The following is a 21763-nucleotide window of genomic DNA, read 5'->3' as shown; positions in this document are numbered from 1 at the left end:
TCGCGAAGTCCCTACCGCGCATCGGGAGCTGGATTTCGCCTCCGGATTCGGGACCCGAACACACGCAGTCAGCCATGACGGGCGGGTTCACGCCGTCAGCTTGCTGGCGGGGATCAGGGGGCCATCGCAGACACGCTTCAGAAGGTCCGCCTGCTTTGGTTCCAGCTCGACCAGCAGCGCCAGGACATTGAGCACGTTGATGAGCTCGCTGGTGTATTCGGGCAGCCACCGATCGGGCTGGATATCGCCCAGCGGAGAAGGGGGGCGCTTGTCGCCGATCAGGGGGCGTTCGCGGTTCTTGCGGCGGTAGCTGAACCACTGGCGCAGCACCTGCTTGCCCGACACTTCATAGGCCCAGACGGCGGGCGGAACATTGTCGATGAAGCCGGTGCCGACGAGCAGTCGGCGCTTAGCGGCATCGTATTCGAGCGTGTCGGGAAAACCCTCGGGCGTGGAGGGGATTGCGCCGTCCTTGGGCTGGGTCGGGCCGCCTTCGCCAACTCGTGGGGGACGGGGTGGATCTTCGGTGGCGAAGCGTTCCCCGAAGGTGTGCAGCCGGATCACCTCGCGGCCCAGCTTTGCGGCTTCAGCGAACAGCGCCGCATCGGCAGTCAGCGGCACGCGCAGACCGGGGCGGACAAGGTCTTCGGCGAAGCTGGCGGTGTAGGCCGGATGGGCAAGCAGCGCCGCGACATAGGCGAAGATATCAACCGGATCGACCGGCGCGCCGAATGCCTTGGAAAGCAGCGCGATGACGGCGGGGGAGATGTTGGATTCGGTCGCGGCGGCGTTCCTCCAGAGGGCGAAAACGCGACCGCCTCGTCCAGCGTAGTGGTGCAGATCGGGGATTGCAGCAACAGCCGACAAACCCGGCCCATTCTTGGGTGTGCGATCCATCGGAGCAGTCAGGAGAATCTGCTGCTCGCTGTAGTTGTCCCAGAGGCCCGGATTCGGCTGATTGATAACCCGCGCATCGGGCAGGATATACTGCCGGTCGAACGACCGGAAACCGTATCGAACCGGAGCCTCCCCAGCGAGAGCGCGACGCGCCAAAAGCCGTAGTTTCTGGTCCTCGTGGTCAACCTGCTTTGGTGCATCTTCGACAGCAGTGAGCACCTCGCGCTGAGGCCACCAAAGCGCCTTTCCGGACTTGCCGATATGCCTGTCGCCGGGTTTGCCGTCGCGCATATGGGGCTGGAAAAGCATTGCGCGCTTATCCGCCTTCGGCTCTTCAACGAGCCGCTTCCAGCGCTGCTTCAGCGACACTTCATCCGGGGCGATGATCCATGTGCGCCCCGGCATTACGCCCGAACCGCAATCGCCAATTACCGCATCGAGCGGGGCGAATGCGCCCCACCCTTCTCGCAGTTCCGGGAGGAAGGGCGCGCGCGGATCGGAGGGGCAATCACTCCACCCACCGCCCGCCAGCGTGATGGTTTTCAGCTCCTCGAATTTCTGCTCACGACGACCCTTGGCGAGCGCCCGGTATCGCACCCGCGCAGCGTTCTTGCCGGGCTCGCGAGAGCGGCTTGCCAGCACAATGCAGACCGGGTGCTGCACGCCCTGAAAAATACGCGTCGGCACATCCGGCTGATGGCCTTCGGGCGTGCAATCGATCACCCAGATATCGTCACACTGGCTGCGCAGATCGGCGCGCATTTTCTGGAACCCATCGCCGTTCAAAAAGCCCGCCACGGTGATGTAGCAGACCATCCCGGAAAGCTCTTCCTGACCGGGCAGATCATCATCGCGGTCACCTGCGCCCTGCTCGAAAACCTTCCACGCCGCCCAGCGCCAGAAATAGACATAGAGGTTGCGCAGATGTTTCGCGTGCGCGCCCACTTTCCATTCCTTGGGCGGCTGCCAGGAATTGAGCGGAATATCCTCACGCTTTTGCTTGGCAGGACTGCCGTTCTCGACCCACGCACCCTTGCCTTTGGCCTTCTCCTTGTAGGGCGGGTTGCCGATGACGACGGTGATGGGTTCGCTCCGCTTGACCTTGTTCGCCTCGGTCCGCGATTTCGATATCTCGCGGTAGATGCCCTGTCCGGTTTCGAGATCGGCAAACGGATCGCCCAACGTGTCGGTGACGAACAGGCGCGGGGTGGCGTGTGCACCAATCTCAAGCATTTCCGCCAGCAGCCGTAGCTGTGCCACGGCGAAGGCACCGAATTGCAGCTCGAAGCCGACCAGGCGGCCCGCGATCTCGTTCATCGATGCCGCAACATTGCCCTCGCCATCGCGCGCGGCAATCGTGGCCTTGATCCGCTCAATCAGGCCCAGCAGGAAGGTGCCCGATCCGGTCGCGGGATCGACGATATGCACGTCCTTGCCAGCGAGGCCATCGGCGATGCCGAAGCGCGGGCTTTTGAGCGCCTCGTCGCACAATCGCACCATGGTGCGCACGACTTCGGGCGGGGAGTAATAGCTGCCCGTCAGCTTGCGGAGCTTGTTGTCGTAGACCTCGAGGAAATCCTCGTAGAAATAGAGCCAGGCCTCGGGATCGCCCTTGGACACCTTGGCCCACGAAACCTCATCCAGCACGCGGGTCAGCGTATCGAGCGCGGGGCCGAGGTTGAGGTCCTGTTCGGTCAGCAGCCGCAGTGCGGTGCCGATCAGCGTGTTGGCCTTGCCGAGTTCGCGCGCGACATGGTCCAGCCCGCCGGTCAGCGCCATGTCTTTTGACTTCGCCATGAGCAGACCGAAGGTGACGGCCTGCGCATAGCCATCGGCGAACTTGGCATCGTCGGCATCGGGGAAGAGCAGCGCCTTCCAGTCGTCCTTGAGGTCGGTCAGCCTCGCGTTCTTTTCCGACGCGCCGAGCTGTTCCAGAACCTCATCACGCAAGAACCGGCACAGCCGCGCGGAAACGCGCGCCAGTTCGGTCGCGCTTCTGGGCGGAATGGGGTTCCAGGTGAGGAAATCGCTGAGCAGCGGCAGAAAACTCGGCGGTGCGGCAAGCTTCGCGCCCGCATGTTCGATCCCGCCTTCGAGGTGGACGATCTGCCCTACCACCGTCCCATCACGCCACAGCGAAAAGCTGTCGCCATCGGTGTAAAGCAGGTTGGGCAGCGCCTTGAGCTTGTCCCATTGCTCCTTATCGTGGCCGGTCTTCCACTTGCGCGGATCGGCCCCTTTGCCGGGGGCTTTCACCTCGATGAAGCCAACGAGGGCGTTCTTGACCTTGACCGCATAATCCGGCCGGGTCCGCATCTCCGCAAGCGATGTTTCGCCGGTCAGTACAAGGTTCTGCACTGCCGGATGCAGGATTGCCGCAACATCGGCGAACAGCGTTTCGAGCGGCGCGCGAAGCTGATCCTCCGGCTGACCGTCCCCGCCCGCGAGCTTGGCCTTGGCCGCAGCGCCGAATTCCCCCACAGCCTTTTCGATGGTTTTGGCTTGCGTCACCCGATGCCTCCCGTGCATATTCTGTGGCACAGGGCGCGCTGTGCCCGCAACGGCTTTGGACAAGTAAATGGCGGAAGATTCTGGCAATCTGTTCGATGGCTCGGCCCAATTGGGCTTCGACCTCGGCGACGATGTGCCTGCGCCGTCGTATGAGCCGGATCGCGATGAGGTCCGCCGTGAGTTGCACGACATACTGGCCGAGGCTCGTAGCGCACAGGCCGAATGTCCGTGGGACAGGCAGACGTTCAAATACCACAAGGTGGTTTTCCCGCAGATGGCCAATTGGTTGCCCGAGGACGAGCGGGACCAGTTGCGCTTCGAGTTCGCGCGGGAAGTCGAGCGGATCGAGCTACTGCTGGCGGCATGAACGCGCTTCGCCAGGCGGGCGCTGACCGAATTTTTGTGAAAGCATGGGCCGGTCAGAGGCAGGCCGCATTGCTAGGGTGTCGCGGGCAGATTGCGCCGGAAGCGATAGTCTACGGCAGCTTTCGGGCATGCTGCCTGTCGTCCTGAATGACCGGGTGTGGGTGGAATTCGGAATGGCAGCTTTGCATCCGCCAAATCCTGGGGAAGCGTATCGGAAACCGGGGGCAAGGATTTGCGGCCCTGTAGGCCTGCCTCGGTTGCATCGGGGCAGGCCGCAAGATCGCCAAAGGCGGCAAGGCAATCCTCTACCGCACTAAAGGCTTGCCATCACTCCATGCTGCATTGCACACAAGCGCCATGCGGATTGCGATTGTCGATGAAAGCGCCCCCCGGGCCTCGATTATCGAGGAAGGGCTGTCCGCGCTCGAGGGATGCGAGATCTTCACCCTCACCTCGCGCACCGGGCTGGTCGCACGCATCGCTGAGATCGCACCCGATGTCATCTTCATGGATCTCGGGAACCCCTCTCGCGATGTGCTTGAGGAATACTTCGCCGTCAGCCGTGCGCTCGATCATCCGATCGCCATGTTCGTCGATCGCAGCGATGACGACCAGATTGCCGCTTCGATCGACGCAGGCGTATCGACCTATGTGGTGGACGGGCTGTCGGCCCACCGGATCGCGCCCCTGCTCAAGATGACGATCCAGCGGTTTCATGCCTTCGCGCGGCTTCAGCATGAATTGGCCGAAGCGCAAGGCAAGCTCGCCGAGCGCGATACGATCGACAAGGCGAAGCGCATCCTGATGAAAACCAGGAACATCGGTGAGCCGGCGGCCTATGCCGAACTGCGCAAGAAGGCGATGTCGACCAACCGGCGCATCATCGACATCGCTGAAGCCGTCGTGACCGCGCATGAGCTGATGGGAGACGGGCAATGACCGAGCGGCTGACAATCGGGTTTCTGCCGCTGATCGATGCGTGCCTACCGATCCTGGCGCAGGAACATGGCTTTGCCGCAGAAGAGGGCCTTGAGCTGAGCTTCGTGCGCGATGTTTCGTGGGCGACGGTGTTGGACCGGCTGCTCTACGGGCACAGCGATGCGGCGCACATGCTGGCTCCTTTGGCGATCGCCACGACGCTGGGCCGCGGCCGGCCGGCGCAAAGCATTGCCGCGCCGTTTGTGCTGGGGCTCAATGGCAATGCCATTACGGTCTCGAACCGGCTTGCGCAGGAACTTGGGTGCGATGGCACGCTGTCCGATCCCACCGAACTTGGTGGGCGGCTGAGGGCGCTTGCGGCCCGGCGGCGCGATGCGGGGGAGCGGCTGCGCTTCGGGGTCGTCCATCGCTATTCCAGCCACAATTACATGCTGCGGTATTGGCTGGCCGGATGCGGCATCCGGCCCGATGTCGATATCGAGATCGTCACCGTCGCCCCGCCCTTCAGCGCCGACGCGCTGGCGGCGGGCGAGATCGATGGGTCGTGCGTGGGCGAGCCGTGGAATTCGATCGCAGTGGACAAGGGCGTGGGGCAAATCGTGCTCGCCACGGCGCAAATCTGGCGGCGCGGGGTGGAGAAGGTGCTGGCGCTGCGGACCGAGCGGCTGGAGGAAATCCGCCCGTCGGTCGAAGGGCTGATCCGCGCCATGCACCGGGCGGGCGAGCATTTTGTCGATCCGGCCAACTGGGAAACCAATGCCGCGATCCTCGCCCGGCCAGAATATTGCGATGCCTCCGCCACGCTGCTGCTTCGCGCGATCTCCGATCGGCTTGTGCTTAAGCAGGGCGAGGCGGCGCGGCACTATCCCGATTTCATGTTCCAGCACCGGGAAGCAGCGAATTTCCCATGGGTCAGCCAATCGGAATGGCTCTACAGCCAGCTGGTGCGCTGGGACGGGCTGGAATATGATGCCGGGCAGGCGAACGCCGCCGCGCGGGTGTTCCGCCCGGATGTTTATCGCAGCGCTCTGCGCGACATGCCGGGACAATTGCCGACGTCGAGCTCGAAGGTCGAAGGGAGCCTGTCGCAGGCGCTCGAAGCCCACACCCACGCGGGCACGATGCTTATGGAAAACAACACCTTTTTCGACGGCATCAGTTTCGATCCCGACCGCCTCCCGGAATATATTGCATCGCAAAAATGATGCTGCGGCGCAAAAGGGGGTTTGCGATTTCCATCAACTTGGGTTATTCGATTCGTACGCGAGACACGGCTCCGACGTAGGAATCGTACTCTCCCTCGCGTGATGCGAAAAATTTGTGGCAACGACGCCGCCCGTTTTGTCCCTGTCCGGGGATGCGACGAGGCGGCTTTTTTGCGTTCGATTTCGGGGCGAAAGGACCAATGACAATGACACCCACCCGGCACATCAAGGGGCACTTCTCATTCGACCGGCGCGGGCTGATCGCTGCGGTCCTAGCCAGTGTGGCGCTCGCCGGATGCGGGGCATCGGCGGATGGTTCGGGCGAGAATGTCGTGGCCGCAACGGTCGATGGCGCAATCGAGAAGCCCAACCTCAAGCTCGGCTTCATCAAGCTCACCGACATGGCGCCGCTCGCCATCGCCAAGGAGAAAGGCTTCTTTGCCGAGGAAGGCCTCAACGTCACGCTTGAGCCGCAGGCGAACTGGAAGGTGCTGCTCGATGGGGTGATCGCGGGACAGTTGGACGGGGCGCACATGCTCGCCGGGCAGCCGATTGCCGCGACCATTGGTTACGGGACCAAGGCCGATCTGATCGCGCCGCTCAGCCTCGATCTCAACGGCAATGCCATCACGGTGTCGAACAAGGTCTGGGGCATGATCGAACCGGGCCTGCCCAAGGATGCGGGCGGCAAGCCCACCCACCCGATCCCGGCCAGCGTGCTCAAGCCGGTCGTCGCCAAGTTTAAGGCCGAGGGCAAGCCCTTCAACATGGGCATGGTCTTCCCGGTCAGCACCCACAATTACGAAATCCGCTACTGGCTCGCCGCCGGGGGCCTCAACCCCGGCTACTACACCGAAGGTGATGTGCAGGGCGTGGTCGGGGCGGACGTCAAGCTGTCGGTCACCCCGCCGCCGCAGATGCCAGCAACCCTCGAAGCGGGCACGATCGAGGGTTACAGCGTGGGCGAGCCGTGGAACCAGGCGGCGGTCGCCAAGAAGATCGGCGTGCCGATTATCACCGATAACGAAATCTGGAACAACAACCCGGAGAAGGTGCTGGGTCTGCGCAAGGACTTTGCCGAAAAGAACCCCGCGACCACTGCTGCGCTGTTGCGCGCGATCATCAAGGCGCAAGCTTGGCTTGATGCTGACGGGGGCAAGAACCGCAAGGAAGCGGTCGAAATCCTCAGCCGCCCGAACTACGTGGGCGCCGATGCAGCGGTGATCGCGGCATCGATGACCGGGGTATTCACCTTCGCGCCGGGCGATACCCGCGAAGCCAAGGGCTTCAACATCTTCTTCGACAAGTATGCGGGCTACCCGTTCTATTCGGACGCGGTCTGGTATCTCACTCAGATGCGCCGCTGGGGGCAGATCGCCAGCGACAAGGACGACCAGTGGTATTTCGATACCGCCAAGGCGGTCTATCGCCCTGACCTTTACCTTGCCGCTGCCAAGAAACTGGTGGCCGATGGCAAGATCCCTGCGGACAGCGTCCCCGAAACCAACGGCTTTCGCGGCGAACAGGGCGGCTTCATTGATGGCGTCACCTTCGATGGCTCCAAGCCCAATGCCTATCTCGCCAAGTTCCCGATCGGCCTGAAGCAGGGCCAGAAGGTCACCGCAGCCGGTGTCACCGGCGGCTGATTTTGCCCGACATCCTTCCCTCTCGAGGATCCCCATCATGGCCACCGCATATGCACAACCCCTGTCCGATGCCTCAGAACCCGCGGACAAGACCGGCGCGGCATCAATGACCGCTCCGACCGATGACGAAGCTGCCGGAATGCCTGCGGAAAAGGCACCCGCTGGCAACCCGCTTGCGGCCAAGGTCAAGGAGCAGGCACTTGCCCTGCTGTGGCCGGTGATCGGGATTCTGGCGTTCCTCGGCGCATGGGCGCTGCTCGCTCCGCAGGTCGATACCTCGCTCGGCACGCTTCCCGGGCCGTTCGAGGTCGCCAAGGCAGGCGCGGGCCTCTACGGCGAATATGCCGCAGCCAACGATGCCGAAGCGGCCTTCTATGCCCAGCAGGAAGCCAGCAATGCCGCAGCAAGAGCATCGGGCAATGTCGCGGCGATCAGCGATTTCGAATATTCGGGATCGCCGACCTTCCTCGACCAGATCCTGACCTCGCTGAAGACCGTTGCCCTTGGCTTTGCGCTGGCAACGCTGCTGGCGGTGCCGATCGGGTTGATGGCGGGGCTGAGCAAGCGGTTCAACGCGGCGATCAACCCGCTGGTGCAGATCATGAAACCGGTCAGCCCGCTCGCCTGGCTGCCGATTGTCACGATGGTGATTTCGGCGATGATCACCAGCGCCGATCCGCTGCTGCCCAAGGCGTTTGTGATCTCGGCGCTGGTGGTGATGCTGTGTTCGCTGTGGCCGACACTGATCAACACGGCGGTCGGCACCAGTTCGATCGACAAGGACCTGCTCAATGTCGGCAAGGTGCTGCGGCTGGGCTGGTTCGACAAGCTGACCAAGCTCGTTCTGCCGGCATCGCTGCCCTATATCTTCACCGGTATGCGCCTGTCGCTGGGCGTGGGCTGGATGGTGCTGATCGCGGCGGAAATGCTCGCGCAGAACCCGGGCCTTGGCAAGTTCGTGTGGGACGAGTTCCAGAACGGTTCTTCGCAGAGCCTCGCGCGGATCATGTTCGCGGTGATCGTGATCGGGCTGATCGGCTTCCTGCTCGACCGGGTGATGATGGCGCTGCAAGGCCTCGTCTCCAAGAACCGCACGGTCTGAGGAGGCGGGCATGAGCGACACTCCATTCCTTTCCCTGCGCGGCCTTACCAAGTCCTATGTCGGCAAGACCGGCGGTGTCACCGAGGTGCTGGGCGGCATCGACCTTGATGTGGCCGAGGGCGAGTTCGTGGCGATCCTCGGCTTTTCCGGGGCAGGCAAGACCACGCTGATCAGCGCGCTCGCCGGGCTGGTGGAGCCGGACGGCGGCACCATGACCTTGCGGGGCAAGCCGATTGACGGGCCTGACCGGGAACGGGGCCTCGTCTTCCAGTCCTATTCGCTGTTCCCTTGGCTTACGGTCGAAGGCAACGTGACACTCGCGGTCGATGCGGTCCACAAGACCCGCAGCAAGGCCGAACGCCGCGCGCTGGTGCGCCAGAAGGTCGAGCTGGTCGGGCTCGGCCACGCAATGGACCGCAAGCCCGCGCAGCTTTCGGGCGGGATGCGTCAACGGGTCGCGGTGGCGCGCGCACTGGCGATGGAGCCCGAAATCCTGCTGCTGGACGAGCCGCTCTCGGCGCTCGACGCGCTCACCCGCGCAAAACTGCAGGACGAGATCGAGCGTATTCGCAAGGAGGAGGGCCGCACCATCCTGCTTGTCACCAATGATGTGGACGAGGCCTTGTTGCTGGCAGACAGGGTGGCGGTGCTGACTCCGGCACCGGCCGCGCGGATCGGTCAGATCTGGCAAGTCGATGTGGCGCGCCCGCGCGACCGCGAAGGGGTCAACGCCGATGCCACCTACCAGCGGCTGCGCAAGGAGATCGTCGACTATCTCGGCGCGCTGAATGAGCAGAGCGGCAGCGTGGGCGAAAGCACGGTTGCCCTGCCCAATGTCACCCCGCTCGACCTTGCGCCCCCGCCGCAGGCCTATCGCGATGCGGCCCGCAGTGCGGTCGACAAGCGCTATCTGGAGTTTTTCCGGCTCGACAAGGTCTACCCCACCCCCAAGGGCCCGCTGAAGGTGGTCGAGGATTTCAACCTGCTGATGGACCGGGGCGAGTTCATCTCGCTGATCGGCCATTCGGGCTGCGGCAAATCGACTGTGCTGTCGATGGCGGCAGGCCTCAATGCGATCAGCGGCGGCGGGATCGTGCTCGACAACCGCGAGATCACCGCCGCAGGGCCCGACAAGGCGGTGGTGTTCCAGGCCCCCAGCCTGATGCCCTGGCTGACCGCGCGCGAGAATGTCGCGCTGGGGGTGGAGCGGGTTTACCCCCACGCCGCCAAGGCCGAGCGGGCCGACATCATCGATTACTATCTCGACCGGGTCGGCCTTGGCGATGCCACGGACAAGATGGCCGCCGAAATGTCGAACGGGATGCGCCAGCGGGTTGGCATCGCGCGCGCCTTCGCGCTTTCACCGCGGCTGCTGCTGCTTGATGAGCCCTTCGGGATGCTCGACAGCCTTACGCGCTGGGATTTGCAGGACGTGCTGGTCGAAACCTGGAACCGCACCAAGGTGACCGCGATCATGGTGACCCATGACGTGGACGAGGCGATTCTGCTGGCTGACCGGGTGGTGATGATGACCAACGGGCCGCGCGCCACGATCGGCAAGATCCTGACGGTCGACCTGCCTCGCCCGCGCAATCGCAAGGAGCTGCTCGAACACCCGCAGTTCTACCAATACCGGCAGGAGGTGCTGCATTTCCTTGCCGAATATGACCACGGCCCGGCGACCAAAGCTGCCTGACCGGGCCCACCGCTTCCACGTGGTGAGTTGCGGCAATGGCGCCGCGCTCTGTCAGCCACGCCTCTCCGGCGGCCCGCATGGGTCACCACTGTTCGGGCAACGATGCTCGGCTTCCCGTTAGCACGATGCGACCGCTCAACGGCGGCGCAAAGGGGGTCTTGATGCGTTCGAAATTTCTCGCCTGTGCCGCTGTCCTTGCCGTCACTTCCACGCCCGCGCTGGCCGGGCCACTTGCCCCGCAGAAGATCGGCGAGGATGTTACTCTGGACCCGATTGTCGATGCGCGGCTGCGGCTGGAAACCAATGACCAGTCGAACTTCCCGGACACCGCCACCTCGATCACGGTCCACACCCGCCTGGGGGCGGAGCTGAAGGCAAAAGGCTTCTCGCTGATTGCCGAGGGCGAGTTCACCCGCGCACTGGAGGATGATTTCAACGACACCATCCCCGGCAACGGGGTGGAGCCCTTCCCCGTCATCGCCGATCCCGACACGACCGAGCTCAACCGGCTCAGCATCGGCTATGCCGCCAAGGATTTCTCCGCCACCGTGGGCCGCCAGCGGATCATCCACGAGAACGCGCGCTTCATCGGCAACGTCATCTGGCGGCAGAACGAGCAGACCTTCGATGCAGTGCGCGCGATCGGCAAGCTCGGCCCGGTCGAGATCGACCAGACCTATGCCATCAGCCAGCGCACGATCTTCGGATCGAAGAGCCCGAACCAGGAATTCGAAGGCGATTTCCTGTTAACCAAGGTCGCCGCCGTGTTCGATCCGGTGCGCATCGTCGCCTTCCGCTACGAGTATGATTACGACACCCGCCTTGCCTTTTCGAGCCAGACCTATGGCGCGACCGTCACCGCGACGATCCCGGCCGGCAAGGCCAAGATCGGCCTGAAGGGCGGCTACGCCAACGAGCGCGATACCGGGCGTAACCCGGTCAATTTCAGCGCGGATTACTTCCTCGCCGAAGGCAGCGTGGCCTACGCGGGCTTCACCTTGCGCGCCCAGTATGAAGAGCTGGGCAGCGATGGCGGGCGCGCCGCGTTCCAGACCCCGCTCGCCACGGCCCACGCCTTCCAAGGCTATGCCGACCTGTTCCTCATCACCCCGGCGGGTGGCGTGCGCGACAGCAACGTCCGCCTTTCGAAGAAGTTCGCGATCAAGGGCTTGCCCAGCGGCTTGACCGTAGAGGCGACCTATCACGAATTCGACAGCGACTTCGGCGGGCTGGATTACGGCACCGAAGTCGACGGTGTGGTGAGCTTCAAGATCGGCGATGTCGGCCTGCTGGCGAAATACGGCAACTACCAGACCCAAGGCTTCGGCCCCGACACCACCCGCTTCACCCTCCAGGCCGAAGTCAGCTTCTGAGCCCGGCGCTCTGCCCCGCATCAACGGAGAACCCAAGTGAACCTGCAAACCAGCATCCCGGCACCCCGCCACGCTGACGCCAAGGAACGGCTTGTCGTGATCGGCAACGGCATGGCCGGGTGCCGCGCGGTGGAGGAAATCCTCGCGCTCGAACCGGACCGCTGGGCGATCACGATCTTCGGGGCAGAGCCAAGGGTCAATTACAATCGCATCATGCTCTCCCCCGTGCTGGCGGGAGAGAAGAGCTTCGATGAGATCGTGATCAACACCGCCGAATGGTATGCCGACAATGGCATCACTCTCGTCAGCGGCGATCCGGTGGTGCATATTGATCGCGCCGCACAGCAGGTGGTCTCGCGCGGCGGGCGGATCGAAAGCTATGATCGGCTGCTGATCGCCACGGGGTCTGATCCGTTTGTGATCCCGGTGCCGGGCAAGGATCTGCCCGGCGTCGTCACCTTCCGCGATCTTGACGATGTCGAGACGATGCTCGCCGCGGCCGAGACCAGCAGCAGGGCGGTGGTGATCGGCGGCGGATTGCTCGGGCTCGAAGCGGCGCACGGTCTCAGCTTGCGCGGCATGGCAGTGACGGTCGTTCACCTGATGCCCACCCTGATGGAACGCCAGCTCGACGAGGCGGCGGGCTATCTCCTCAAGTCCGAGCTGGAAGGCCGGGGGATGACGATCCTGACCGGTGCGGACACCGCCGAAATCATCGAACAGGACGGGCGCGTGGGCGGCGTCCGATTGAAGGACGGCACCGAAATCCCCGCCGATCTGGTGGTCATGGCGGTCGGCATCCGGCCCAACGGCACTCTCGCCAAGGCCAGCGGGCTGGCGGTCGAGCGCGGGATCATCGTCGATGACGACATGGTCACCAGCGATCCGGCGATCCTTGCCGTGGGCGAATGCGTGCAGCATCGCGGGGCGTGCTACGGCCTTGTCGCGCCGATCTGGGAGATGTGCCGCGCGCTCGCCGCAGGGCTGGCCGCCAGCCCCAAGGGCTATGAAGGCTCGGTCACCTCGACCAAGCTCAAGGTCTCGGGCGTCGATGTCTTCTCCGCCGGCGACTTCAGCGGTGGCGAGGGATGCGAGGACATTGTCCTGCGCGATGCAGCGCGTGGGATTTACAAGCGCGTGGTGGTGAAGGACGACCGCGTCGTCGGCGCGGTGCTGTATGGCGATACGCAGGACGGCAACTGGTATTTCGATCTGCTCCGGCAGCAGCAGGACGTCTCCGACATCCGCGAGGCGCTGATCTTCGGGCAGGCCTTCGCCGCCGGGGGCGCGCTCGCGGACCCTAACGCCGCCGTTGCAGCACTTTCGGACGACGCAGAAATCTGCGGCTGCAACGGCGTGTCCAAGGGCAAGGTGGTCGCCTGCATCACCGGCGGCGCGGCGAGCCTCGATGCGGTGCGCGCCGGGTGCAAGGCGTCAGCCAGCTGCGGATCGTGCACGGACCTCGTCGAACGCCTGCTCGCGCTGACGCTGGGCGACGGGGTCGAGGAAAGCGCCAAGAAGCTGTGCGGCTGCACCAGCTTCGGCCACGATGACGTGCGCCCCGCGATCGTGGAGCGCGGATTCCGGTCGATCCCGCAGGTCATGCAGGAACTCCACTGGTCGACCCCGGATGGCTGCTCCAAGTGCCGCCCAGCGCTCAATTACTACCTGCTGTGCGCGTGGCCCGGCGAATATGTCGACGATCAGAAAAGCCGCTTCGTCAACGAGCGGATGCACGCCAACATCCAGAAGGATGGCACCTATTCGGTCGTCCCGCGCATGTGGGGCGGGATCACCAATCCGCGCGAGCTGCGCGCGATTGCCGACGTGGTCGAGAAATACGACGCGCGCATGGTCAAGGTCACGGGCGGCCAGCGGCTCGACATTTTCGGGATCAAAAAGGAAGATCTGCCCGCCGTCTGGGCTGACCTGAACGCCGCCGGGATGGTCTCGGGCCACGCCTATGGCAAGAGCCTGCGCACGGTGAAGACCTGCGTCGGCAGCGAATGGTGCCGGTTCGGCACGCAGGATTCGACCGGGCTCGGGGTCAAGCTCGAACAGATGAGCTGGGGCAGCTGGATGCCGCACAAGTTCAAGATGGCAGTGAGCGGCTGCCCGAGGAATTGCGCCGAGGCGACGATCAAGGATTTCGGCGTGGTCTGCGTCGACAGCGGCTATGAACTCCACATCGGCGGCAATGGCGGGATCAAGGTGCGCGCCACCGATCTGCTCACCCGGGTCGCGACGGAGGAAGAAGCGCTCGAACACTGTGCCGCCTTCGTCCAGCTTTACCGCGAGGATGCCTGGTATCTGGAACGCACCGCGCCGTGGTTGGAGCGCAAGGGTCTCGAATGGATCAAGGCGCAGCTTTACGATGATCCGGGGGCAGTGAAGGCGCTCGCTGCGCGGTTCCACTATTCGCAGCAGTTCATGCAGGACGACCCCTGGGCGCAGCGCGCGGCTGGCGACAGGGCGGACCTGCACAGCCATGTCGGGCGGATCACCGCCGGGCCGCCCGCTGACGGCATCCTTAAGGCGATGGAGCCGGCGGAATGAGCGCGGACTGGGTGAGCGTGTGCGCGGTTGGTGCGATTGAGCCGGGCATGGCGGGAACCGTGCCGGTCGAGGGCGCGGAGGAAATCGCGATCTTCCACACCATCGGCGGGGCGTTCTATGCGCTGGTCAACAAGTGCCCGCACAAGGGCGGCCCGCTGTCGCAAGGCATCGTCCACGGCGACAGCGTCTCGTGCCCGCTGCACAACTGGCGCATTTCGCTGCAATCGGGCGAGGCATTGGGCGGGGACAAAGGCTGCACGCCGACCATCCCGCTCAAGGTCGAAGACGGGATGATCTGGCTCGACCGGGCGGCGATCATGGCGCGGGCCGGGGCCTGAGGGGCAAGGCGGTGGCTCCGATCAAGACCACCTGTGCCTATTGCGGCGTCGGCTGCGGGATCGCGGCCGAGGTGACCGGCCCGCGCGCCGTGACCATCCGGGGCGATACCGACCACCCCGCCAATCGCGGTGCTCTATGTTCCAAGGGCACGCATCTGGGCGAGACAGTCGCGCTGGAGGGGCGGCTGCTCCACCCAATGATCGGCAACCAGCGCGTCAGCTGGGACCATGCCACTGCCGAAGTCGCAGCGCGCCTCAAGGCCTGCATTGCCGAACATGGGCCGGACAGCGTTGCCTTCTATGTCTCGGGCCAGCTTTTGACCGAGGATTACTACGTCGCCAACAAGCTGATGAAGGGCTTCATCGGTTCGGGGAATATCGACACCAATTCGCGCCTTTGCATGGCGAGCGCGGTGGCCGCGCACAGCCGCGCCTTCGGCGAGGATGTGGTGCCCTGCACCTATGACGATCTCGATGCTGCCGATCTGATCCTGCTGGTGGGCTCCAACACCGCATGGTGCCACCCGGTCATCTGGCAGCGGATCGAGCGCGCGCGTGAGGCGCATGGCACCCGGTTGGTGGTGATCGACCCGCGCCGCACCGAAACCGCCGAGCGCGCCGATCTCCACATCCCGATCGCCCCCGATGGCGATGTCGCGCTGTTCGATGCGCTGCTCGCCAGCCTTGCGGTTGATCGCGCTGGCGTGGAGGCGCGCTGCGAGGTGCCCGATGGCTTCTGGGACAACCGCTCGGCCGAGCACGGGATCGACCCGCAGCTGATTGCCGATCTGCTGGCGATGGTCGCTGCCTCTGATCGCATGATCACCCTGTTCAGCCAGGGCGCGAACCAATCGCGCAGCGGGACTGACAAGGGCAATGCGATCATCAACCTCCACCTTGCCACCGGGCACATCAACCGGCCCGGCGCGGGGCCGTTCAGCATCACCGGCCAGCCCAATGCCATGGGCGGGCGCGAGGTCGGGGGGCTGGCCAATATGCTCGCCTGCCATCTGGGCTTTTCGGATGAGGAGCGCGCGGCGGTCAGCGCTTTCTGGCAGACTGACCGGCTCGCCAAGGGGCCCGGCCTCAAGGCGGTTGATCTGTTCGAGGCCGTGCACCGGGGCGAGGTCAAATTCATCTGGATCATGGCCACCAACCCGGCGGTGTCCATGCCCGATGCGGGCCGGGTTCGCGAGGCGCTTGCCGGTTGCGAGACGGTGGTGGTCTCCGATGTGCTGGAGGATACCGACACCGCGCGCTTCGCGCATATCCGCCTGCCCGCGCTGGGCTGGGGGGAGAAGGATGGCACCGTCACCAATTCGGAACGCGTGATCAGCCGCCAGCGCGCATTGTTCGAAGCGCCGGGTGAAGCGCGCGCCGACTGGCGGATCATCGCCGATGTCGCCGCTGCGATGGGCCACGGCGCGGCCTTCGATTACCCGAACGCAGCCAGCGTGTTCCGCGAATATGCCGCCATGACCGCCCTCGCCGCCGCGCGCGGGCGCAAGCTTGATCTGAGCGCGCAGGCCGATCTCTCTGACGCCGCCTATGAGGCCATGCAGCCCTTGCGCTGGGGCGGCGCGCATCCCCTGGCCGATGGCTACCCGACGCCCACCGGCAAGCCCCGGCTGATCGCCCTCACCCCGCCCGCGCCGCGCGTGCCTGATGCCGCCTTTCCTCTCCGCCTCAACACCGGGCGGTATCGCGATCAGTGGCACACCATGACCCGCACCGGACTCAGCGCGAAGCTCGCCCATCACCGGCGTGAGCCGCTGGTCGAAATCAACCCTGCCGATGCCGCCGCTGCCGGGATTGCCGAGGGCGATCTGTGCAAGGTCACGACCCCGGCGGGCACCAGCCTCTACCGTGCCACGTTGAGCGCAGGGCAGGGGCGCGGCGGGCTGTTTGTGCCGATGCACTGGACCGACCTGACCGCCGCACCGCACACCGGACGCACCGGCAGGCTCGCCAGCGCCGACACTGATCCGCTCTCGGGCCAGCCCGGCTTCAAGGATACACCGGCTCGCATCGCGCGCGCTGACCTCGCCTGGCGCGGCTTCCTGGTGGAGCGCGCGCCGCTTGCCACCCCCGATTGCGACTACTGGGTGCGCTCGCGGGTGGAGCATGGCTGGCTCTATGAACTCGGCGGCATCGAAGAGGCTGACCCTGATGCCCTCCTCCCCCAAGGCACCCGCAGCGAAGTGGCCTACGCCGCCAAGGGCATGCGGCGCTTTGCCGTGTGCGATGATGCCGGGATGCTCACCGCCGCGCTGTTCATCACCCGCAAGGGAGCGCTGCCGCCGCGCGAATGGATCGCCGCCCAGCTCGGCGCGCCGGTGGCAGACCCTGTTGCCATGCTTGCCGGTCGCCCGCGTGAGGCGGGGCCGGATCGCGGCGCCATCATCTGCGTGTGTCACGATGTCGGTGAAGGCGAAATCACCGCCGCCATGGCGGGCGGCGCTGCGACCGTCGCTTGCATCGGCAATGCCACTCGTGCGGGCACCAATTGCGGATCATGCCGCCCGCACATCGCGCGGATGATCGCGGACGCGCAGCTTGATCTGAAGGAGGCCGCAGAATGACGATGCACGCCGATTTTCCGGCAGGATCGGTCTGGCTGGTGGGTGCAGGGCCGGGCGATCCAGAGCTTTTGACCCGCAAGGCCGAACGTCTGATCAGGGCCGCTGACATCGTCTTCCACGATGCCTTGGTGAGCGAGGCGGTGCTGGCACTGGTGCCGCCCGATGTCGAACGCATCAGCGTCGGCAAGCGGGCGGGCAGGCATTCGGCCCCGCAGCCGCTGATCTGCGCTTCTGTCGTGAAGGCCGCCCTGTCAGGTCAGCGAGTCGTCCGGTTGAAGGGGGGCGATCCGTCAATCTTCGGCCGCGCGACCGAGGAGATCGAAGCCTGCCGCGATGCCGGCGTCACAGTTCAGGTTTGTGCCGGTGTCACCACCGCCAGTGCAGCGGCCGCTTCGCTGGTAGCCTCGCTAACCTTGCGCGGGCTCGCCCGGCGGCTGGTGTTCGTCACTGCCCACACCCAGCGCGGCGCGGTGCCCGATCTCGATTGGCAGGCGCTCGCCGATCCCGAAGCGACACTGGCGGTCTATATGGGCAAGGATGCCGCCCCGCATATCGCCAGGGGCTTGCGCGATGCGGGCCTTGCCGCCGACACACCCGTCATCCTGATCGAGAACGTCAGCCTGCCTCATGAGCGACAGTTTGCCACCGACCTCGCCATGTTGCCACTGGCGGCCCGCACCGTTCTCGGCGATGGCCCGGCGATGATCCTGATCGGCAAGGCCATGCAAGCCGTGCACCCGGTCGCCCAAGGCAAGGAATCTGGTTCTACGCTGGCCGCCAAGGTACAGGACATGTTGCAAGTGCATGGGTCGGTGGGTGGGCAGGATCTCTGAAGTCGGTGTCTGCATTCTTGCCGGAGGAGCCTCGCGCAGGTTCGGGGCCAACAAGGCTTTCGCCGATCTGCACGGCAAGCCGTTGCTGGAACATGTCATCGACCGGATCCGCGCTCAGACGACCGGGCCGATGATCATCAACGCCAACGATCTTGATCAGTACGCGCGATTTGGTCTGAAGGTCATCGCCGACGATCAATGGCCCGAAGCAGGTCCGCTCGCCGGAGTGTATGCGGCGATGTCTTGGGCGAGAGATGTCGGGCTTGATCAGGTCGTCACGGTGGCCGTCGATCAGCCGCATCTGCCAATGGACTTCGTCGCCACTCTTTTGCGAACCGGCGCCCCGGCCATTGCCGCGTCCCTTGGGCGGCCGCACCCTGTCAACGCCTTGTGGCCCGCCAATGATCTTGGCGCGCTTCATGACTATTTGGCCTCGGGAAAACGTTCGGTGTTCGGTTGGGCCGAAAGCTGCCAAGCACGGGTCGCAGAATTTCAGGCATCGCCGGATGCGATTGACCCATTTCTGAATGTGAACACCCCCGATGACCTTCGCGCTGCCGAGCAGGCTTCTGTCGCGCACAGAACCGCAATCGGACCGCCATAAGCTGAGACATGCCCCAACATCCGAGCGCTTTAGTGACCGATATGGGGTCGGTTGCTGAAGGTCAGGAATTTTTCGCGACCGGGGTCAAGCCGCCGTGCCGCTTTCGGGATCGCTCATGGGTCCGGCGCATGACCGGTCGTGGGTGGATTGTGTTGAAAAACCCGCGTCTGAGGCTGGCGCTGGCGCGATCCTGATCGTGTCACTGAGGCTTGGGCCCCGCTTATGCGGGGGCTGGGGTGGCTGGCATGGGGATCAGCTTGGCCATCTTGCGGAGGTTTTGGGCGGTGGCGGCGAGGAGGAACTCGTCTCTTGCGCCGTTTGGACCTCGCAGGCGCAGGCGATCCATCCTGAGGATGCGCTTGAGGTGCGCGAACAGCATCTCGACCTTCTTTCGCTGGCGGCGTGAGACCAGATACGCATCGGTCGTGGCGATATCGCGGGCGAGATCCCGGGCGCCCTCGTGGACTGAGCGCAGGATCTTGCGTGCTGGCTGGGTCGGGCAACAGCGCGGCTTGAGAGCGCAGGCGTCACAGTCGAGCTTGCTGGCGCGGTAGCGCAGCATGCCGTCGGCATCGACCGACTGACGGGCATTGCTGTAGACCCTCTGGCTCTGGCGCAGTCGCTTGCCTTCAGGGCAGATGTAGCTGTCGTCGTCATGATCGAAGGTGAAGGCTGAGCGCTCGAAGCTAGCGTCGCGGCGAGCAGACTTGTCGACCACAGGGATGTGCGGCTCGATGCCGCGCTCCTCCACCAGCCATGACAGGTTCTTCGCATCGCCATAACCGGTGTCGCCCACGAGCCGCTCAGGCCACAGACCAAAGCGCTCCTGTGTTCTGTCGATCATGCGGCGCTGGGCGGTCACCTCGGCCTGACGGATGGCGGTGGTCGCCTCGACATCGACGATCACCGCGTTCTGGAGATCGATGAGGTAGTTGGTGGCATAGGCGAAGAAGGCGCGCTCGCGGCTTGCCGCAGTCCAGCGCGCGGCCGGATCGGCCACTGCCAACTGTTTGGGCGGCACCGGAGTGGCCCCACCGAAGGCGGCATCGTCGAGCACGGCCAGATACTCGCGAACAGCATGGCTGGTGGCTGGGTCGGGCAGTCCATCGGCCTTATCGACGGCATGCTGGCGGTTCACATCGGCGCGCACGAGGCTGCCATCGACTGCGAAGCCCTCGCCGCCAACCAGCCCCTCGGCAATGCAGCGCGCCACGGTCGTCTCGAACAGCTGGCGCAGCAGATCACTGTCACGGAAGCGCCCGTGCCGGTTCTTCGAGAAGGTCGAGTGGTCGGGCACATCGCCTTCCAGCCCAAGGCGGCAGAACCAACGATAGGCGAGGTTGACGTGCACCTCTTCACACAGCCGCCGCTCGGACCGGATGCCCATGCAGTAGCCGATGATCAGCATCCGGATCATCAACTCGGGATCAACCGAGGGCCGTCCGGTCGAGCTGTAGAAGGGGCGCAGATGTTCGCGGATGCCCGACAGATCAACGAACCGGTCGATCGAGCGCAGCAGGTGATCCGCCGGAACATGCCGCTCCAGGTTGAAGCTGTAGAACAGCGCCTCCTGCGCCACCGTCCGTTCACCCATCATCATGACATCTCCGCCTGCCTGCGGAGACATAGAATCAATACTTTAGCGCCGTTGCAAGGCCGAGTTTTTCAACACAATCGGGTGGGAAGCTGCCACCATCGCAGGAAGCACATAGCCCGATTTGATCGTGGGCAATTCTGAGCTTGCGACGCCTGAGGCGTTTAGCTGGGTTGAGAAAAAGTTTATACTTGAGTGGCATAGCTTGGCTGAGCGGCATCAGGAGCCAGCAGTGTCCCGACATTATGAAAAGCACGACCTGGAAGCGGCCCTCAAGAGTAGCGGTATCTCCGATGCCGCAGCCTTGCGCATCAGATCACGTCTGAACGATGCGGCATCTCGTCCACTGGGCCAAGGCGCCGCATCCCACAGACGGTATTCCTACAACGGAAGGTCGGTGCTCGCTGCCGTGGGGCTTTTGATCCTCCTGACAAGCCTGATGATAGTAGCCCGAAGCGTCATCGAGTTTCGCGCCGGCTTGCTTGTGGCGACAGTCGCATTCTCAGTTTCCCCATACTTCCAGCAACGCGGCGAAGGCATACCACTTTTGGTTCTTCTGGCTGGCACTGTATTCGGAATCGCGGACACGTTGCTCGGATTTGTTGCCTCGTCAGACACTGGCGTCGCTGCGGGCCATCCGTTCGAAGCGCGGCATTCTGTTATCGTTTTCGGAGGTGCGGCACTTGCTGCTGGCGCGTTCTGGATGGTCTATCGCTTGCCACTCGCGTTCGCCACATTCATGATGTTGATCCTCATCCTGGGTGGCGAGGTTGCAACCATGCTGGTCGGTGCACCCTCAACCTGGACTTTCGTAGTCTGGCCTGCGCTTTTCGCACTGTTCGCGCTGGTGTTGGCATGCTGGCACGACATGAGTGATGTGTACCGCGAAACCCCGAGGTCAGATGTCGCATTCTGGCTTCACGCCATTGGCGGCGCAACGATGGCCGGGCAATGCTTTCTGCTTTATGAGATGGTTGCTCATCCGGGTCCTACAATAGCCACGTCCCCCGAGCAGTTTACGATGATTTCACCTGCCGCGAGCGTTATCGGGCTCGCCATTTTTCTTTCCTATGCGATCTATGCGATATGTTTTGACCGGTTGACCATGGCTTTGATTGGAACTATTTTCGTAATGTGTTCAATGCAGTCTCTACTTGGTCTTGATCTGTTTCCGATAAGTCTGATGGTCACTGGAGGAGCCGCATTGACCTTAGCGGCAATGTGGCAGCGCATCCGTCACCTTGCACTGAACGCGATGCCGCTTATTGCTCGAGCCCAGCTACCGCGCTCGTTCTCCCGAGTGGACGGTACGAGACCTGTTGTTTGACACTCAGGCGAAAGTTCGACCGTCAGCCTGGCTAAGACTGGAATGGGGTCGATCCCAGAAAGGCGGGAATTTTCCAGCAGCCGGTGAAAGCCGCCATGCGGCTTCCGGGATCGCTCACCAGCCCGGCTCACGGCGGCTCGTGGGTGATGGGGTGGACGCCCCCCGACGGCATCGATGTGCCATAGTGGAGGTGT

15 protein-coding genes are annotated in these 21763 nt (G+C 64.2%); 13 read left to right on the top strand and 2 right to left on the bottom strand.

Annotated elements, in window-relative coordinates; genetic code table 11:
• Positions 1–87: 87 nt before the first annotated feature.
• The gene (locus tag AX708_RS11710) at positions 88–3408 is read right to left on the bottom strand and encodes a type ISP restriction/modification enzyme (protein WP_196490782.1); all 3321 of its coding nucleotides are present in this window, start codon (positions 3406–3408) and stop codon (positions 88–90) included.
• A gap of 67 nt (positions 3409–3475) precedes the next feature.
• Here AX708_RS11710 and AX708_RS11705 point away from each other — a divergent pair, with 67 nt between their 5' ends.
• The 12 genes from AX708_RS11705 to AX708_RS11650 all read left to right on the top strand — a co-directional run bounded on the left by AX708_RS11705 (position 3476) and on the right by AX708_RS11650 (position 18648).
• Positions 3476–3775: a hypothetical protein gene (locus AX708_RS11705; RefSeq protein ID WP_060977093.1), complete on the top strand. Its 300-nt coding sequence runs from the start codon at positions 3476–3478 to the stop codon at positions 3773–3775.
• 356 nt (positions 3776–4131) lie between these two features.
• Positions 4132–4713 carry an ANTAR domain-containing response regulator gene (locus AX708_RS11700; protein ID WP_066529975.1) on the top strand — a complete coding sequence of 194 codons (582 nt, stop codon included), beginning with the start codon at positions 4132–4134 and terminating at the stop codon, positions 4711–4713.
• Positions 4710–5918, top strand: a complete 1209-nt coding sequence (locus tag AX708_RS11695) for an ABC transporter substrate-binding protein (protein WP_066529973.1) — start codon at positions 4710–4712, stop codon at positions 5916–5918. The genes AX708_RS11700 and AX708_RS11695 overlap by 4 nt, the downstream gene beginning before the upstream one ends.
• Before the next feature lie 206 nt (positions 5919–6124).
• Entirely contained in the window at positions 6125–7564 is a 1440-nt protein-coding gene (locus tag AX708_RS11690; RefSeq protein ID WP_066529972.1) for a CmpA/NrtA family ABC transporter substrate-binding protein, read from the top strand.
• 37 nt (positions 7565–7601) lie between these two features.
• A complete protein-coding gene (locus tag AX708_RS11685; RefSeq protein WP_066529970.1) occupies positions 7602–8666 on the top strand; it encodes an ABC transporter permease in 1065 nt (354 codons plus the stop codon).
• A 10-nt stretch (positions 8667–8676) separates the two neighbouring features.
• Complete coding sequence (locus AX708_RS11680; protein WP_066529968.1) at positions 8677–10362, top strand: ABC transporter ATP-binding protein; 1686 nt, start codon at positions 8677–8679, stop codon at positions 10360–10362.
• 161 nt (positions 10363–10523) lie between these two features.
• Complete coding sequence (locus tag AX708_RS11675) at positions 10524–11735, top strand: hypothetical protein (protein ID WP_066530003.1); 1212 nt, start codon at positions 10524–10526, stop codon at positions 11733–11735.
• A gap of 36 nt (positions 11736–11771) precedes the next feature.
• Positions 11772–14291 (top strand): nitrite reductase large subunit NirB, encoded by a 2520-nt coding sequence (gene nirB, locus AX708_RS11670; RefSeq protein WP_066529966.1) that lies wholly within the window; start codon positions 11772–11774, stop codon positions 14289–14291.
• Entirely contained in the window at positions 14288–14629 is a 342-nt protein-coding gene (nirD, locus tag AX708_RS11665; RefSeq protein WP_066529964.1) for a nitrite reductase small subunit NirD, read from the top strand. The genes nirB and nirD overlap by 4 nt, the downstream gene beginning before the upstream one ends.
• An 11-nt stretch (positions 14630–14640) precedes the next feature.
• Positions 14641–17211, top strand: coding sequence for a nitrate reductase (locus AX708_RS11660; RefSeq protein ID WP_066529961.1), 2571 nt, complete (start codon positions 14641–14643; stop codon positions 17209–17211).
• The gene (gene cobA, locus AX708_RS11655) at positions 17208–18044 is read left to right on the top strand and encodes a uroporphyrinogen-III C-methyltransferase (protein ID WP_081095201.1); all 837 of its coding nucleotides are present in this window, start codon (positions 17208–17210) and stop codon (positions 18042–18044) included. Before AX708_RS11660 ends, cobA begins: the two co-directional genes overlap by 4 nt.
• The gene (locus tag AX708_RS11650; RefSeq protein WP_066529959.1) at positions 18028–18648 is read left to right on the top strand and encodes a molybdenum cofactor guanylyltransferase; all 621 of its coding nucleotides are present in this window, start codon (positions 18028–18030) and stop codon (positions 18646–18648) included. Before cobA ends, AX708_RS11650 begins: the two co-directional genes overlap by 17 nt.
• A 220-nt stretch (positions 18649–18868) precedes the next feature.
• Here AX708_RS11650 and AX708_RS11645 read toward each other — a convergent pair whose 3' ends face one another.
• A complete protein-coding gene (locus AX708_RS11645; RefSeq protein ID WP_066530002.1) occupies positions 18869–20245 on the bottom strand; it encodes an IS1182 family transposase in 1377 nt (458 codons plus the stop codon).
• A 127-nt stretch (positions 20246–20372) separates the two neighbouring features.
• On the opposite strand from AX708_RS11645, the gene AX708_RS11640 reads away from it, so the two are divergent.
• A complete protein-coding gene (locus AX708_RS11640) occupies positions 20373–21569 on the top strand; it encodes a hypothetical protein (RefSeq protein WP_156443407.1) in 1197 nt (398 codons plus the stop codon).
• Positions 21570–21763 lie beyond the last annotated feature (194 nt).

It is taken from the genome of Erythrobacter sp. CCH5-A1 (assembly GCF_001557115.1).
In the GTDB taxonomy this organism is placed as follows: domain Bacteria; phylum Pseudomonadota; class Alphaproteobacteria; order Sphingomonadales; family Sphingomonadaceae; genus Erythrobacter.
This window is presented reverse-complemented; position numbering and strand designations above follow the sequence as displayed.

Bases quoted from the DNA above. Each gene is read 5' to 3' on its own strand.
- AX708_RS11675 (WP_066530003.1), top strand. From the start codon at position 10,524: ATGCGTTCGAAATTTCTCGCCTGTGCCGCTGTCCTTGCCGTCACTTCC.
- AX708_RS11705 (WP_060977093.1), top strand. From the start codon at position 3,476: ATGGCGGAAGATTCTGGCAATCTGTTCGATGGCTCGGCCCAATTGGGC.
- AX708_RS11685 (WP_066529970.1), top strand. From the start codon at position 7,602: ATGGCCACCGCATATGCACAACCCCTGTCCGATGCCTCAGAACCCGCG.
- nirD (WP_066529964.1), top strand. From the start codon at position 14,288: ATGAGCGCGGACTGGGTGAGCGTGTGCGCGGTTGGTGCGATTGAGCCG.
- cobA (WP_081095201.1), top strand. From the start codon at position 17,208: ATGACGATGCACGCCGATTTTCCGGCAGGATCGGTCTGGCTGGTGGGT.
- AX708_RS11690 (WP_066529972.1), top strand. From the start codon at position 6,125: ATGACACCCACCCGGCACATCAAGGGGCACTTCTCATTCGACCGGCGC.
- AX708_RS11680 (WP_066529968.1), top strand. From the start codon at position 8,677: ATGAGCGACACTCCATTCCTTTCCCTGCGCGGCCTTACCAAGTCCTAT.
- AX708_RS11700 (WP_066529975.1), top strand. From the start codon at position 4,132: ATGCGGATTGCGATTGTCGATGAAAGCGCCCCCCGGGCCTCGATTATC.
- AX708_RS11645 (WP_066530002.1), bottom strand. From the start codon at position 20,245: ATGATGGGTGAACGGACGGTGGCGCAGGAGGCGCTGTTCTACAGCTTC.
- AX708_RS11695 (WP_066529973.1), top strand. From the start codon at position 4,710: ATGACCGAGCGGCTGACAATCGGGTTTCTGCCGCTGATCGATGCGTGC.